Source organism: Nostoc sp. CHAB 5836 (genome assembly GCF_020829445.1).
In the GTDB taxonomy this organism is placed as follows: Bacteria; Cyanobacteriota; Cyanobacteriia; order Cyanobacteriales; family Nostocaceae; genus Nostoc.
Genome location: NZ_JAIVFV010000156.1, coordinates 1 through 15932, shown reverse-complemented (window position 1 = coordinate 15932; position 15932 = coordinate 1). Strand labels below are relative to the sequence as shown.

Sequence of the window (15932 nt, the reverse complement as noted above, 5' to 3'; positions counted from 1 at the left end):
ATATTTTCAAGGTTCGGTGTTTCTTAAGCGTTGCTTTTTTCGCTCCGCTTCAGGCACTTATTCAATATAGCGAACCTCACTCTTTGTGTCAACTACTTTTTCCATTTTTCTTGGGAAATGCTTTTCTGTCTCCTGAAACTGCCCACAGTGCCGGGTTCTAGGCAACAATGGTTTATGCACTGTGTTCAGTTGGCAAGGGGGAACCGTGAATTTTCAGTGATTGCTCATCACGCTATTAATAGCAGGACTTACGCAACTGTCGCAAACCATGAGTGAGAGGTCAAGGTAATTGCACTTTTGTCAAGAGGGGGCAGTAAAAGCCGATAAATCAAGCTTAGAGACTGGTTTTCGGAGATATTTAACTACGCCTAAGAGGATGTTTTAAAAGTTGAAGCTAGTCAAAAATTATGCAAGTCCTCCAACCAGCAGTGACAGGGCTACACTTGTCACTTACCCTACAACCACTGGCTTAGTAGCAGCAGGACATAAATCGGCAAGTTCACAAGCAACGCAGACGGGAGAGCGTGCTTTACAAATAGCACGACCGTGATCAATCAGGCGAATTGACCAATTTTCCCAATCAGGCTGCGGCAATAAACCCATTAAATCTTGCTCAATCCGAAGGGGGTCTGTGTGCTCAGTTAAACCCAAACGTTGGCTGAGGCGCTTGACGTGAGTATCTACTGTTACGCCAGCATTAATGTTATAAGCATGAGCCAGGACTACATTTGCTGTCTTCCGCGCCACACCTGGAAGCTTTAACAACTGTTCCATTTCGTTGGGGACAACAGAGTTAAACTCAGTGACAATCATCCGACAGGCGGCTTGAATGTTCTTGGCTTTATTGCGATAAAATCCAGTTGAACGCACCAAGTTTTCTAACTCTATCAAGTCCGCGATCGCTAAACTCTCAGCATCTGGAAACTTACCAAATAAAGCTGGTGTCACCTTATTTACACGCTCATCCGTACACTGAGCGGAGAGAATCGTTGCCACCAACAATTGTGCTGGCGTTGAGTAGTTCAAAGAGCAAGTAGCATCTGGATAAAGACGCTTCAGACGAGCTAAAATTTCTAGTGATCGCTTCCTTAAAGGCAAAAGTTTCTTTTCCGCACTCCCTGTTTTCACTGGAATAATTTTTGTACCCATTCCAATTGACTAGTTAATTGGGTGGTTTCTTTGACTATGAGAAAAATTCCCAACCCTAAGAGTAACACCAAACCGGTTTGCATTACACCTTCTTGAATGCGGGCAGGTACAGGTTTACCGCGCAAACCTTCAATCAGCAGAAAAGCGAGTTGTCCCCCATCCAAAGCTGGTAAAGGCAAAATGTTGATAATAGCCAAGTTAATGCTGATAATTGCGGCAAAAGACAACAGATTTACGCTATTGTCCTCAGCTAACTTTGCACCTATTTTGACAATATTAACTGGCCCAGAAACTTGTCCAGCAGTTTGTTGAAAGTTGGTAATTAACTGCCCAAAGCCGCTGAGTGTGCCAACAAATAATTGTTGGAATCTGTTAGCAGCAAGCCCGAAGATTTCAAAAGGACTATTAGGACGGCGATAAACTGCTGTAGCATTTGGACTAAGTGCCACTCCTACTACACCTTTGCCATCGGCTCCTAGTTTTGGTGTTAATTTCAGAGATTGTTGTTGGTTTTCACGCAGAATTTTCAGTTCGATTTGCTGATTGGGATGAGTTTGAATTTCTTTTGTCAGCAAAGGAGTTGACTTATCAGAAGCCGGGAGTTCCTGACCGTTCACAGCCAGAATAATATCTCCTTCCCGAATTCCTGCTTGGTAGGCAACAGATTCTTGATTAACAGGCTGTACAACGACACCACCTTGATAATTTAATTCCTTGGGAATGCCAACAATACCGAATTGCAGAGCCAACACAAAGTAAGCAAATATTAAATTGGCGATCACTCCAGCACTAATGACGATCGCCCGGTCTAAAACTGGACGGTTACGCAGCAGATTTGGGTCATTGGGTGGAATATCGCTATCGGGGTCATCATCGGGAAAGCCCACAAAACCGCCCAAGGGAAAAGCGCGGACAGCATATTCGGTTTGTGAACCTTGGTACTTTAAAAGAACTGGGCCAAAACCCAAAGAAAAACGGTTAACGAGAATGCCTTGAGAACGTGCTGCAACAAAATGTCCCAACTCGTGTACCAAGATCAAAACAGCCAAGACTGCGATCGCTGCTAAAACTGACATAGAGCAAATTAGTGAAAATATTAAGCTATAGTTATCTCCATTCTAATTGGGCATTGGGCATTGGGCATGGGGCATGGGGTATTGGTAAAAGACTAATGACTAATTACAAAACTTCACGCCCTAAGTAAGGTTGCAACACTTCTGGTATCCTCACCGTCCCATCAGGTTGTTGATAATTCTCCAGAATTGCTGCCATCGTTCTTCCTACCGCCAAACCCGAACCATTTAGAGTATGTACGAACTGAGTACCTTTCTTCCCCGCATCTTTGAAGCGAATGTCAGCCCGTCGCGCCTGAAAATCTATAGTGTTAGAACAGCTAGAAATTTCGCGGTATTTGCTAGAAGAGGGCAACCAAATCTCTAAATCATAAGTTTTGGTAGAGGCAAATCCCAAATCTCCAGTACTTAAATTTACTACTCGGTAAGGCAACTGCAACGCCTGTAAAATTGCTTCTGCATTCCCCACCAATTTCTCCAGTTCATCAAAAGACGTACTAGGTTCGACAAATTTCACCATTTCCACCTTGTTGAACTGATGCAGGCGAATTAATCCCCGCATATCGCGCCCATAACTACCAGCTTCGCGGCGAAAACAGGGAGTAAAAGCGCAGTGGTAGATAGGTAAATCTTCAGCAGCGAGAATTTCACCTCGGTAGAGATTTGTAACTGGAACCTCGGCCGTAGGAATCAGCCACAAGTCGTCATCAGCGCATTTAAAGCTTTCTTCGGCAAATTTAGGTAGCTGACCGGTCGCCGTCAAAGACTCAGTATTAACTAACAGAGGTGGACTGACTTCCACATAACCAGCTTGAGTATGGAGAGTCAGCATAAATTGAATTAATGCCCTCTCCAATGCTGCACCAGCGCCCATCAATGTCACAAACCGACTTTGGGCAACTTTCACAGCTCGCTCAACATTGAGAATACCTAGCTTTTCGCCAATTTCCCAGTGAGGGAGAATATTCGGATTTTGGGGAATGTACTCATCACCCCAACGGCGCACTTCTACGTTATCTTCCTCATTCTTTCCAAGGGGTGTAGAGTCGCTTGGCAAGTTGGGAAGTGCCAACACAAGTTGAGCAATTTTAGCTTTGAGTTCTTTTTCCTGAGGTTCTAGCTCACTCAAGGTCACTTTGACAGAGTTCCCTTCATCTCGCAAAGCTTGAATTTCTGGGTCTTGAGGATTGATCCCAGATTTAATCTTCTGCCCGACAAGTTTACCAATTTCGTTGCTACGAGCTTGGAGTTGACTACGCGTCCCCTCAAGTTCCCGTTGTTGCCGATCTAACAGTAATATCGGTTCGATCTCGTATTTACCACTACGAGTATTCAATCTTTCTTGAACGAATTGCGGATTTTCCCGTATTTGCTTGATATCCAGCACAGATTTTTCTCAGTTTTTAGCCTATTATCTACCTGCCAACACATCAGCATATACTGATTTTGGCTTGCCATCAGCAGAAAAGCAAACATCTCAAACAACCTCTAAGGTCGGTTAATGCGATTTAGTAGCCAAAGCGACGCTACAAGCCCTGCAAAGTGGGCTGATACAGTGTTGGTGTTTGCCTGCACCACAAGCATATCTAGACCGCTAATAATTCGGGTTGGGTCAAAAAATTGAGTAGTTATAGCTTGAGGAGATATGGATCTTGCTACCAATGTTCCAACGATCGCTTGCGCTCCTAAAAGAGTCACCAGAGTTCCTCCTAAATTCACCCACAGCCCTAAGCTTAATACTTGCACAGTCTCGCTTTTGCGAGGGCGGTTGCTGGGATTGGAGGATTCCAATTGCTTGCCAATTCTAGTGTAACGGTAAGCTAAATAGATGCCTCCACCCAAAATAACCAGCCCACAAATTGCTAAAAATACGCCAAAGCCAGTCCCGGGATTATTACTAGGGCTGCCACTTCTTTGATTAAAGATGGCGAACAGCAGCACAATTATGCTAGAAACAACCCCTAGTACTAGCTGAATCCAAAAGCTAATCCAACCTGTAAGACGGAAGGTTTGGGCAATTGCCCTAAGAGTTGAGGAAGATGATGGAGCATCAGGAGTTTGTGACATAGTGAACCAATGTGCTGGGCGCTTGATTAAGGGATATGGGGGCGCGGGGGCCTCTCCCCCGTCTTCTTTCCCCTTGCCATAAGGTCTTCTTTGATAAATTTACTATCACAGTTGCCAAATAAGACAAGAGATTCTCTTGTGGAAGAAATCGCTAATGGTTTCTGCTTAAGTGTGTCCACGGACGTAGAAGCTTTAAACCAGACATATGCTTTAGCCTAAGCTTTTAGAAATGGCATTGGGAAAATCACTGTAAAACAAAGTGTTTATTAACTTTTACAGACAAAATAGCATTTTACCTGTAAAATTTCTTCGATGGCATTTTATTGCTTAAGCAGTTCTAACCAGTTCGGCATCACTTAACACCAAGATACTTAACACCAAGATAGTGACTTCGCCACTGTCTGTTCGCTCCTCACCACACCGTATCGAGCTTGGGTAAGGGTACGCTATTTTGTGCCCCTAAAACTCGCAAACTCGTCCCACAACTTCGCCGGCGTGGGTAATTATTTGGTGTTTACGCTTTGCAAAATTAGTCTAAGTAGCTTTATATATATTACTCACTTAGCAGTAGCACTGTATACTGACTACAAGGATTGTAGACCTTACTCTAAGGCATTTTTTTAGCCATTCACTAACCATGAAACTTGAGGATATATATCAATTCTTTGAGAATCCTCCGCCAACTTACCTTTGTCAGGAAGTAGCAGTTTGTTACATACTGTCTGTTTTATTACAAGGTGAATCCTACGGAACCGAGTTGATTGAGCAATTAGAAACTGAATATCCCACTTATAGGCTTTCGGATACCGTACTTTATAGTGCAATCAAATTTCTGGAAGATCAAAGGGGAATCAGTGGATATTGGAAGAAACTCGAAGGACGGGGACGCCCCAGGCGAATGTACCAAGTTTCTCCCGAATGGCAAGTTCAAGCGCAGGATTTAGCTTGTCTTTGGCAAAACTACATCAACAGGAGGACAAAGTAATACCATTTGAGATTTTAGACTTCGACTACGCTCAGTCGAAGGATTTTGGATTGTGGAAGAGTCCTTGGTAATCCCTTTTTGGCGCGGCATTTGTTCCAATGATTGTTCAAATTGGTATAACGAATAATTGATAATGAATAAGTCTCCTCCAGTCAAACACTAACGATTAGTTATGGATACTGCTATTCTGCCATCTACGTTCCTGCTAACCTTATTGTTATCAGTTGGGCTATTTTTCTTTATTCGTGCCTCGACTAAAGACCGCACAGAAATAGCACAACTGGTATCAGAGCAAGACGAAGCTGCTTTAATGTCTCTATTAAAAGAGTATTTTCGATCGCGGTCTTACCGAGTGGCAGCGGTAGACCAACAACAAAACCAGGTGACTTTTGAAGGTAATGTTCGCCCTAGCTGGTTCTTAGCTATATTTCTCACTTTACTGGCAGCTACTGGGATTGTTTGTCTATCTCTGGTAGTATCCCTGCTTTTTCCTAGCCTCAGTACTCTCGTTCTGGCTATGGTACTGTTGTCGCCTTTAAGTGGTCTATTTTATTGGAAAAAATCTGGAAGACTTGAGAAGGTGTCGCTCAAAGTAGAAACAACTCAGAGCGAACAAACCTCCTCAAGTAAAATCACTGTAGTTGCACATAGAGATGAACTCAGTGAGTTGCAGAGGACTCTACAGCTAAAGCCTGGGAAATAATTGTTGATTTTTGTGACCATCTTTTAACTATGATATGCAGACTTCTGACCTGACCTACTCTTTAGGCAATGGAAAGTAGGAAGCAGGAAATCAAGACTGCTGCTTTGTCAGTTTTCCCCGTCACACAAGTGGTGGGGAAAAAATTTAAATTCATTAACTTAAATTTGTTGACAGAGCTTAGTGAACAATCTATGGCATAAGAGAGCAACTTCACTAGCGCTTTTGGACGCGCTTGCCCCTATACCCAATCCCTTTTGCATCATCAATATAGTATCAACCCATGCAATCTAGCTTGGTTTGAGACAAATTTACTTTCCAACTACCTGGACTAGCTTTACTGGCAAATCAGCTAGAAACTAAAAAAAATTAAATTTTCCATAAACTTAGCACTTTTGCCAGTTAATAATAGTCAGGAGCCACATTCAATGCGTAAGATGACCATCTATGGTTCACCGACTAGCTAAAGCAAGAGGTTCTTGACCTGGCGAAGGTTCTAACACCCTCAAGCTAGGAAACAAGAAATGGTTTTCCTCTACGTATTGAGCACCAAACAGTCCCTTTTCCGCCCAGAAATAACGGTCTGTAGTGTGTTCATTTCGCTTTACGAGTAACAACGCCGGTGGCAAAATCCCTTCAGCTTGAATGAATCTTCTCGCTGCTGTCACAGGTTTTTCTTCGCCACTTTCGATGCTATATTGAGGCACGTGTTCCAAAATGCGCCGTCCTTCCTGCCGACGACGACTCTTCCTTTTGCGTCTCCTTGCCAATCGATTGTCCTCCTCTTTCAAGCTATAGATTGTAGTGATAGCTACAAAATCCGTCGTCATTATATAGGTTCTAGTTCAAAATATCAATAGTTTTTAAACTTTTCCTGTAAGAAAATTAATATCTTTGAATATACATAAAACAAAAGCAGCTAAGAATATAATCGCCTAGTACAAACCATTCTTAAGAAGATTTTTAGTTAAGATTTATTAAATAAGTGAGGTAAAAACTAACTATCCTCTGTTAAGGGACTTTCAAAAATTAAACATCCAATACGACCATCAGAGTTCTTTTTCCCCTGCTCACCAAAGTGATTGATTGATTATTTTTTTTATTTGTCAGTCCCTAATCATGCCTCAAAATCTGTAATCTTGAGCAAGAGCTAAAAAATGTTAATGTCTGCCAGTTCCGATTTTCTCGCTGTGTGTCGAGAGCAAATAGCGCTGCTAACCCAAGGGCTGGGAGCAACTTTAAGTATTGTGTACCTAACACAAGAATTGATAGAGACTCCTCCAAGCGATGCAAAACTTATTCCTGTGGTAATTTATCCGGAAACAACATTATTACCACCAGGGGATGAGACTGCTGAAACGACATTACACAAGCAACTTCAAGTTGGAAATGTGTTTATATTACCCAATCATCACCAAAGGTTATTGACAGCAGGTTCAGAATCTCCAACCTCGTCACAGGAGTCTGAGGTATCTGATGCCTCTCAAGCCGATGTAAAAGAGGAATACCTACTTAGTGGCAACCAAATCGTTTTACCTCTGATTTATGAGGGTGTGATGATGGGGTTACTGGTGACAGGTAGGGAAGATCGAGCATGGAATGAACACGAACAAAGTCAGATTCAACGGATAGCCCAAACATTAGCGATCGCCTGTATTTTAGATCAGCGACGAGCATGGTTGGAACAGCAGTTGCATGAACAACAAATTCTCCAAGAAAAACAGCGAGATTTGCTGGATAACCTGTTGCATCAGTTTCGTAACCCATTAACGGCGTTGCGGACTTTTGGCAAACTGCTATTGAAGCGACTACGACCAGCAGACACCAACCGGGATGTGGCAAATAGTATTGTGCGAGAAAGCGATCGCCTCCAAGAATTACTGCAACAATTTGAGCAAGTAATTGACTTGACAGAGGCAGATTTAGCACCACTACATCTGGCGGAAGATGAAGTATTTGTAGAAGCAACTATCCAAAGAGACGCTAAACCGCCGCTATTATTGCCGGGAACGGGAGATAAAGCAGTTGACTGCTCGTTAGCAGATATATTAGAACCATTATTAATATCAGCCAAAGCGATCGCCCAAGAGCGAAAGCTAAAACTAATAACTGAAATTCAACAGAATTCACCTCTAGTACGTGCCAATATCAAAGCATTACGAGAGGTGCTAACTAACATCATTGATAATGCATTGAAATATACTCCCACCGGCGGCAAAATTTTGATTCAGGCGGGGCAAGAAAAAGCTAATTTTCAGGGAATTGTCATTAGTGACAACGGCCCCGGCATTCCACCCCAAGATTTAGAGCATCTTGGAGAACGGCATTATCGGGGTGTACAAGCGCAAACAGAAATCCCCGGCACAGGTTTGGGGTTAGCGATCGCTAAACAATTAATCAAGCAAATGCAGGGCGAAATCGAGGTTTTCAGCCCTGCAATCAACTCTAAGCTAACTTCACCCGATGCGCCGGGGACTACCTTTATTATTTGGTTACCGGAAGTTGAAAATTAGTCATTTGTCCTTTGTCATTTGTCCAAAGTCCAATTATAAATACTAATCACTAATGACCAATGACCAATGACTATCTTAGTGAAACCAACAAGTTTTGATTGATTGTCATTTGTAAATCGGTGTCTGGATCAATGGCGATTAAGTCAACACTATTCTTACCGAAGAACAGACCAATCAACGCACCGATACCAGCGCCACCCAAGACTTCTTCTGTGGCAATGGCGCGATCGCCTGTGACAGCAGATACCGCCGCCGCCGCACCTGCGCCTAATACAGTATTTTGGATGATTGAACCAGTACTAGTGCCTTTGTTGACAGTTTGAGTTTTGGTAATCACTTCAGAAGTAGCGTTAAGCTGATACTCTTGACCATTGTTCAAAACTAGTTTCTCGGCAATGAATTGAGAACCGCCTGTAGCAGGTTTGAGTTGACCAATAACCTGACTACCAGCAGGAATCACTACAGATCCATCTTGCGTCACTACGTTTTGGGATACTGTCAATGTCAAAGGCGCTGTTTCATCCTTTGTAACCAGAATTTTTTCTGCCTTGTCATATTTCACTGGAATAGCAGTCCCTTGGGGAATTGTGACTGATACAGGTGTTGGGGTACTAGACCCAAGAGCGACGACATAGGGCGAGTTAATTGCTGAGGCTTGATTAGAACTAACCAATGCTTGGTAGATAAAAGCTGCTACCTGGGCGCGAGTGGCGGTTGCAGTTGGATTCAGGAACTTAACGTTAGGATAGTTAACCACAATTTGCTTTTCAGTTGCTGCTGCGATCGGGTTACGGGCATAGCTAGCGATGTTAGAGGCATCGTTGAAGTATTGCAAAGTGCTTTCGGTATTGCCACTGGGACTATATTCCAGACCGTTAGCGAGGGAAACTAAAACCTGTTGGCGAGGAATAGCTTGGTTAGGTTCAAAGCGATTTCCAGGATAACCTGATAAGAAACCAATGGTATAAGCTTGCCCAATGGCACTGGATGCCCAATAGTTGCTAGGCACATCAGCAAAACTGATTGGCGATCGTTGCTGTGCTTTTTGGAAAGCTTTGTTAACCATCGCTGCAAATTGAGCGCGTGTCACTGCTTCTTCAGGGCGGAAGCTACCATCAGGAAATCCGGCAATTACACCTCGCTGTGACAATTGTTGAATAAATTGTGCTGCCCAATAGTTAGATGAAACATCTGAAAAAGTAGTTTGAGCTAAAGATGGCGAAGCTGTAATGAAAGGAGCGACAGCACCGACTGTGACGCTCAAAGCCATGAGTGCAGCTGTTCCAGATTGCCAAACATTTAAGTTAAACATTATTTTTTAGTGCCGTAAAATTATTTTCTTCTGTTAATTAATTAGACATTTACTCAAATATTAGGTTCCCAATTATTTTTGTTTTTTTTGAAAATTTTTCTCTTTGTAATACCAGGGCTATTTAATTCTCATTTAGCCCGCATCAGAATGAATTCACCAGTCTAATAGCGAAAGTCGTCTAAAGACGACTGAGAAAAGGTTATAGTCCGTTTTAACGGACTTTAGTTATGAGCCAGGAACTTCAGTTCCGGGTGGTTTATGTCTAGAATGAAATCGCTCTGTTGTAATAGAGTCATTTTCCAAAAAGGTAAGCAAAAAAAGTATAAGTTTTGCAATAAATATGGATGCTGAGTCAGACGATAGAGAGATAAAATAGTTGCTGAAAAATAGATTTTTTCGACTGAAAAACTAAGGCGATCGCACACTATAGTTCAATACGGTTCAGTTAAGGATAATTGTAGGTTGGGTTTCAATACTGCGTAGGTTTTGGAAAATCGTAGGTTGGGTTGAGGCTCTGCGAAACCCAACAAAGCCCGCCTCAACCCAACCTACGCAAATTTATTTTTACTGTCGAATAAGGTAAGTAACAAAGTATAAGTGTTGCAATAAATATGGATCCTGAGTCAGACGATAGAGAGATAAAATAGTTGCTGGAAAATGGATTTTTTCGAGCCAAAAACGAAGGCGATCGCACACTATAGTTAAAGTGGCGATCGCCTATGGGAGATAATTAAAGTCACTACTTTAATTGAGTTAAATCTAGTAGCGGGATTGTGGTACTAAATTTAAGTTAGAATTCAGTGTGAGCCTTAAATCCTGTGCAGGTCTGAGAACAAAGACATTGGCTTGTTTTTTGCGCAACAGCACACTCGCTCCCGCACCCGCGGCCCCACCGATAACAGGTTTTAAATCGTCAATTCTGCGGTTCCCAGTAACTAGTGAACCTAAAAGACCAGCACCCGCACCGATAGCTGCGTCAGTTAAAACCTGACCTGTGCTAGGGCCCTGTGTAACTTTTTGAGTTGTGGTATATGTTCGAGAAGTTGCATTAATCGACTGACGCTGACCGTTAGAAAATTCTAATTCTTGAGCTACAAACCGCACACCTTTTCCTTTGTTCTCATCTGTATCTCTTGAATAATTATCTAAGTCAACCGATTCTAGGCGTCCATTTACTTTAGTACCAGCAGGAATCAAGACGTTTCTATTTCTGTCGATAATGTCGTTGGCTATTCTCAAGGTTATAGATTTACTTTCCCCAGGAGCAATAGTAATTGTCTCTTTTTCGTAGGTTACAGGAAAAGCAACCCCAGAAGGGATGGTAACATTCCCGTATTGTCCAATTCTGTCTTGCCCAATTCTATATTGAGCATTAGCTGGAGCCAAGCTCAATAGGGGGCTAATGACGCTTGTGGTCACGGCCATTGCCATCAGTGCAGCAGTTCCAGATTTCCATTGATGTAAGGGTGTCATAAGAGGGTTATCCTTTGTGTATGTGATGTATGTAATGACGGGGATTCACTGAGTTTGTTTCTGAGTGTTCTTGAACCTGTCTATAGGCGTATACAAGTACTTATTATGATGTGAAATCTGTGCGCTACGACAAATCAGGTTTTTGAGAGAATTTTGCGTAAGTCCTATTTTAATGTCTTCCTAGAGTCTGTAATGCATCTGTTGAAATATACAGTTTGCTATTCTTCATCTATCTCATCAATATAAACTTCTATTTCTCCTGTAAAAATTAAAGATGAAGGTTCTACAGATACTGAATCGGGAGAAATCCCCTCTGGTAATTCTCTAAAAATTTCTAAAATTTCGTTGGCAAAGTTATCAACACACTCTGCAATTCGCAATTTCGCACAATCCTGACCCATACTAAATACTCGATATATGTCATATCGTTCTGCGTTAGCCATACAGCGTAGCTCACCCAGTGAAACGTGAAATGGTAGATTAAAATTTTTTCCAGTGGATTTAACATCAATTAAAACTTTTATCCCGTTAGGTAAGGTTAATGAAAAATCATAAACTGATACTGGGTTTTCATTAGATTCCCAATAGTAATCACGGATATTACCTAATTTTTTCTGAGAGTAAAGATATGCATTTACAAACTCTTCACCTCTTCGTCCGTTGGCTTCAGCAGTTTCTTTTGCCTTTTTTAAGTCAGCAGGTGATATTCTTCTACCTGAAGGTCTTGATAACAGCTTCTGTAATCCTTGGTTTCCACCTTGAACAAAATCTTCTAAAACATCATCCAAAACAAGATCATTTATAGGATGCTTGAAACAAATCTCACTTTCGTTAATAATTTTACTAATATCTAAAGGTGTCAAACTCTTCATTCTGAATTGTCCTAGAAAGGACTCTAGGGAACCATGAAGCGAAGTATCATCCAAATGCTTATTTGCAACAAATATAGCTTTTGCACCAACAGGAACGTTAATTCCATCAAAGTCAAAAATGACAAAATCACCGGGTTCTAGAATATTAAACCTTTCAGAACTTTCATCAGGATTAGTTACAAATTCACCATTCAGCCGCCAGTTTTTGTACGCATTGCCTCTAACTATTTTCCGTTGAAGATTATACTCACTCTCAAGACCAGGCCCATAAATTGATATGTCGAGTGGTATCCTCCTTCCTATTTGAGTTTGTACATAATCACGTAAAGTAGGGTAGAGTTCATTGATGAAAACATCTGCATTCAAGTTAATCGCTTTTTGTTTTCCCGCAGGACGGTTCTTAAAATGCCATTCAAAAAAAGTCAGGTCTGAGGCAGTAAGTCTTTTAACAGCAAGCTTTCTTGACATATTATAGCTCTTTGTATTTGTTCAAACATTTGATTAGCGATCGCTGTGGCAAGTAGGGGTGGAACAGCATTTCCAATTTGTCTAAAAGCTGGATTCATAGTACCTGCAAAAATAAATCCATCGGGAAATGACTGTAAACGTGCTGCTTCTCGAACTGAAATAGTTCGAGCCTGATTGCTGTCATAATGAATGTGAGAATAACTATCTTTACCTAAATGAGCCATTAATGTTCTTGCAGGCTTCTCAGCCTCCATTTTCCGCCATTTATTGGGAAACTTATATGGATCGTAAGGAGGCACAATTTTATTTTTCAAAGCATTGAATTCTACACTACCAAACTCCACATTTCTATTAGATTGCTTCAACTGCCCCAGCTTTTCATTCAAAATATCTATTGCGTGTTTATGTGCTTCTGGATATTGCTCTCCTGGTAACATCCGATAAAATATCTCGAAATCTCTTCGCGAAAGTGCGCGAATTATATGATCCTTTACGCCAACATTCCCCTCAAAACCTTCCCATTGCCTGAGTTTTAGAGCATAAGATGAAGGTTCTAAATTGTCAGAGTAGGGAGTTAATGTGGTAAATCTTTTAGCACCACGTTTTAACTTGCCTTCAAGATGTAAAGTTATAGGAAGTAAATCTCCTATAGCTTCACTTGCACTAATAGCTCTTTCTAAACCCTGATGAGGAAGTGGCGGTGATATATATGAAGATAAATTATTGGTGTTTAACAAATCTAACTGTATAGATACCTTATTTTGCTTTTTTTTACCACAAAGATGTTTTAATGCCACCTGTCTTGACCCTTCGTAACCTCTAGGAAGCTCTATCCAGTGAGTTGGATTTGGAAAATTAACTTGTGTTTTGAGTTCATTTGCGTATGCAATCATAAACATCCTTTCACGCATCTGAGGTACACCATAATACACTGCATTTAGAAGAGTATACCCACAGGTGTAGCCACTTTCTGTAAGAGCTTCACACATCTCTTCAGCAATGTTATGCCCTCCATAATTGAGAGCGTCTGGCACATTTTCCATCAGGAGAGCCAAGGGACGTAAGCATTTGACATAGTGTAGATATCTTAAATATAAATTGGCTCTGGGATCTTGCCGGAAGGCTTCGGGATGATCTGCTACTTCTCTCAATTTTGATCTTCCCACCCTTGCAAAAGCTTGACAAGGCGGGCCGCCAATAATTACATCAATGGCATTTGATACCTCGCCACCTAAGAGCAATTCACTAACTAATTGATCTGGTTCAATAATAGTAATATCCCGAGCAGTGCTATGTAGTCTCCAAATTTCTTCCGAAGTATTTTTGTAGAAGTTCACCGCATGAGATTCAGCCGCTATAGGATCACATTCTACAGCTCCTACAATGTCAAAGCCAGCACTGTGAAACCCAAGAGAGAGACCGCCACACCCAGCAAAAATATCTAAACCTCTCGGTTTTCCTCCTAGTTGTAGTCGTTGAATTTTTTGTCTTATCGGGTCTCTAAACACACAATATCCTCGTTGCTGCTATTAGCACTAATGTCCTATATACAGAGCTATGAATTTAATAATATAGCTAATATAATTAGTAAACAAAAGCCCTACAATTTTACAATACTATTACTATGGCAATCCAGAATAATTCCTCAGAAAACCTACTCATTTCAGCTCTTCAGTTCATTTTATGGAACAGAATAACAAATAAAACTTGATCATAGCCTGTATTCCTTGCTGTGACTTTATCTTAAGTTTTTGAGACTTTCTATAAAACTGCGATTTTAATGCTCCACCATAAAACCAACGCAAGAACCCTTATTTGTACGTTTATGGGCAGGAGCTTTACTCAAAACCTCTCTGCACCTTTACAAAACTTCATCAACTCTCTTGCAGTCAACGTTTTTAACTTGATCCAAAGACTGTGCAACTTGCAGACATTTGTCCATAACTCCCGAATATAGGTGCTGTGCTTTTCACACAGGCTATACGGATAAGGAAATTCCAGAGGCCCATCGCAACGAGCCAAATTAAAATGATGCCTTGGCTATTAGAAGTCCGACAACCATACAAACTAAACCCGCCAGTACGGGTTTAGATTTTTTAAAATTATCCACAAAAGGCGAACAGCTAAGAGAATTTACAGCTAGCCTACTTTTGGAAAGTAAAGAACCTTGGGCAATCCAAGCAGAAATAATCTCCCACAACTCTTCTTTTTATGTTTTCATCTCAATCAACACAAATAAATAACCCGAAGTCTCCTGGAGAGTTTTATTTTTCTCCGAATATAGCAAAACTTATTCACGCAACAAGAAAAATTAACTCAACCTATTGTTAATTTTTGTAAATTTGATGTCTTCAAGACTAGAAACCTGATATCTAGATAGCTAAACTAACAAACAGTGCATCTGTACTGTTAATTATTAAAAGTAGATGTGGCGCTATAGCGTGAATGATCCCAGTACAACTTATCCTCAAAAACTTCCTCAGTTACCGTGATGCAACTTTAGATTTTGGCGGTTTGCATACGGCTTGTATTTGTGGTTCCAATGGTGCGGGAAAATCTTCTCTTTTAGAAGCAATCACTTGGGCTATTTGGGGTGAAAGCCGCGCCACTGTTGAAGATGATGTGATCTATTCTGGTGCGAAAGAAGTTCGGGTTGATTTTACTTTCCAAAGTAACCAGCAAAAATATCGGGTGATTCGTACCCGAATTCGGGGAGGTATTAGCGTCCTCGAATTTCAAATAGAAATACCATCTGGGTTTCGCTCACTCACTGGCAAAGGGGTAAGAGCAACCCAAGATTTGATTCTAGAACATATCAAGCTTGATTATGATACATTTATTAACTCTGCCTACTTACGTCAAGGTCGTGCAGATGAATTCATGCTCAAGCGTCCCACAGAACGTAAAGAAATTTTAGCGGAGTTGTTGAAACTCAATCAGTATGATGATTTGGAAGAACGGGCAAAGGAATCTTCTCGTCAGTTCAAAGCACAGGCGTTAGAGTTAGAGCGTTCTTTAGAGTCGATTAAAATTCAGCTACAACAACGCGAGACAACGCAAGCCCAAAGAGTGGAGTTAGAAGCCGAACTCAACCAACTGCAACAGGTGCAAGCTTTTGATAATATTCAATTACAAAGTTTGCAAGTTGTCCAGCACCAGCGCCAAAATTGGGAACAACAACTCAGCTTTGTAAAGCAGACTATCCAGCCGATCGCAGAGCCAATAGCGCGTCCAATTGAGCTAACGGAAGAAACCCAACTGCGAAATTGTTTTCCTTGGTCTGTATACTACGTTCAAAATATTGAGTATCGACCACAAGC

13 protein-coding genes are annotated in these 15932 nt (G+C 41.3%); 4 read left to right on the top strand and 9 right to left on the bottom strand.

Going from position 1 to position 15932, the window contains the following annotated elements; all coding sequences use genetic code 11:
- Positions 1-450: 450 nt before the first annotated feature.
- The 4 genes from nth to LC605_RS24600 form a co-directional block, all read right to left on the bottom strand.
- A complete protein-coding gene (nth, locus tag LC605_RS24615; RefSeq protein WP_229550132.1) occupies positions 451-1149 on the bottom strand; it encodes an endonuclease III in 699 nt (232 codons plus the stop codon).
- Entirely contained in the window at positions 1125-2225 is a 1101-nt protein-coding gene (rseP, locus tag LC605_RS24610) for an RIP metalloprotease RseP (protein WP_229550131.1), read from the bottom strand. Before rseP ends, nth begins: the two co-directional genes overlap by 25 nt.
- Positions 2226-2328: 103 nt before the next feature.
- Entirely contained in the window at positions 2329-3609 is a 1281-nt protein-coding gene (gene serS, locus LC605_RS24605) for a serine--tRNA ligase (RefSeq protein WP_229550130.1), read from the bottom strand.
- A gap of 101 nt (positions 3610-3710) precedes the next feature.
- The gene (locus LC605_RS24600; protein WP_229550129.1) at positions 3711-4289 is read right to left on the bottom strand and encodes a DUF3611 family protein; all 579 of its coding nucleotides are present in this window, start codon (positions 4287-4289) and stop codon (positions 3711-3713) included.
- A gap of 637 nt (positions 4290-4926) precedes the next feature.
- On the opposite strand from LC605_RS24600, the gene LC605_RS24595 reads away from it, so the two are divergent.
- Positions 4927-5274, top strand: coding sequence for a PadR family transcriptional regulator (locus tag LC605_RS24595; protein WP_229550128.1), 348 nt, complete (start codon positions 4927-4929; stop codon positions 5272-5274).
- Positions 5275-5446: 172 nt separating this feature from the next.
- Positions 5447-5977 carry a cofactor assembly of complex C subunit B gene (locus LC605_RS24590; RefSeq protein ID WP_229550127.1) on the top strand — a complete coding sequence of 177 codons (531 nt, stop codon included), beginning with the start codon at positions 5447-5449 and terminating at the stop codon, positions 5975-5977.
- A 449-nt stretch (positions 5978-6426) separates the two neighbouring features.
- Here the strand turns inward: LC605_RS24590 and LC605_RS24585 are convergent, their stop codons facing one another.
- Positions 6427-6744 (bottom strand): DUF3155 domain-containing protein, encoded by a 318-nt coding sequence (locus LC605_RS24585; protein WP_041566316.1) that lies wholly within the window; start codon positions 6742-6744, stop codon positions 6427-6429.
- A 387-nt stretch (positions 6745-7131) separates the two neighbouring features.
- Between LC605_RS24585 and LC605_RS24580 the strand changes: the two genes are divergently transcribed.
- Entirely contained in the window at positions 7132-8487 is a 1356-nt protein-coding gene (locus LC605_RS24580) for a GAF domain-containing sensor histidine kinase (protein ID WP_229550126.1), read from the top strand.
- Positions 8488-8557: 70 nt separating this feature from the next.
- On the opposite strand, the gene LC605_RS24575 is transcribed toward LC605_RS24580, so the two are convergent.
- From LC605_RS24575 to LC605_RS24560, 4 genes are all read right to left on the bottom strand, one after another.
- A complete protein-coding gene (locus LC605_RS24575) occupies positions 8558-9799 on the bottom strand; it encodes an S-layer homology domain-containing protein (protein ID WP_229550125.1) in 1242 nt (413 codons plus the stop codon).
- Between the two features lie 759 nt (positions 9800-10558).
- A complete protein-coding gene (locus tag LC605_RS24570) occupies positions 10559-11272 on the bottom strand; it encodes a conjugal transfer protein TrbI (protein WP_229550124.1) in 714 nt (237 codons plus the stop codon).
- A gap of 218 nt (positions 11273-11490) precedes the next feature.
- Positions 11491-12612 (bottom strand): DUF3883 domain-containing protein, encoded by a 1122-nt coding sequence (locus LC605_RS24565; RefSeq protein ID WP_229550123.1) that lies wholly within the window; start codon positions 12610-12612, stop codon positions 11491-11493.
- Positions 12567-14120: a DNA cytosine methyltransferase gene (locus tag LC605_RS24560; RefSeq protein ID WP_229550122.1), complete on the bottom strand. Its 1554-nt coding sequence runs from the start codon at positions 14118-14120 to the stop codon at positions 12567-12569. Before LC605_RS24560 ends, LC605_RS24565 begins: the two co-directional genes overlap by 46 nt.
- 937 nt (positions 14121-15057) lie before the next feature.
- On the opposite strand from LC605_RS24560, the gene LC605_RS24555 reads away from it, so the two are divergent.
- Positions 15058-15932, top strand: an 875-nt coding sequence (locus LC605_RS24555; RefSeq protein ID WP_229550121.1) for an AAA family ATPase, incomplete at its 3' end; no start/stop codon positions are given.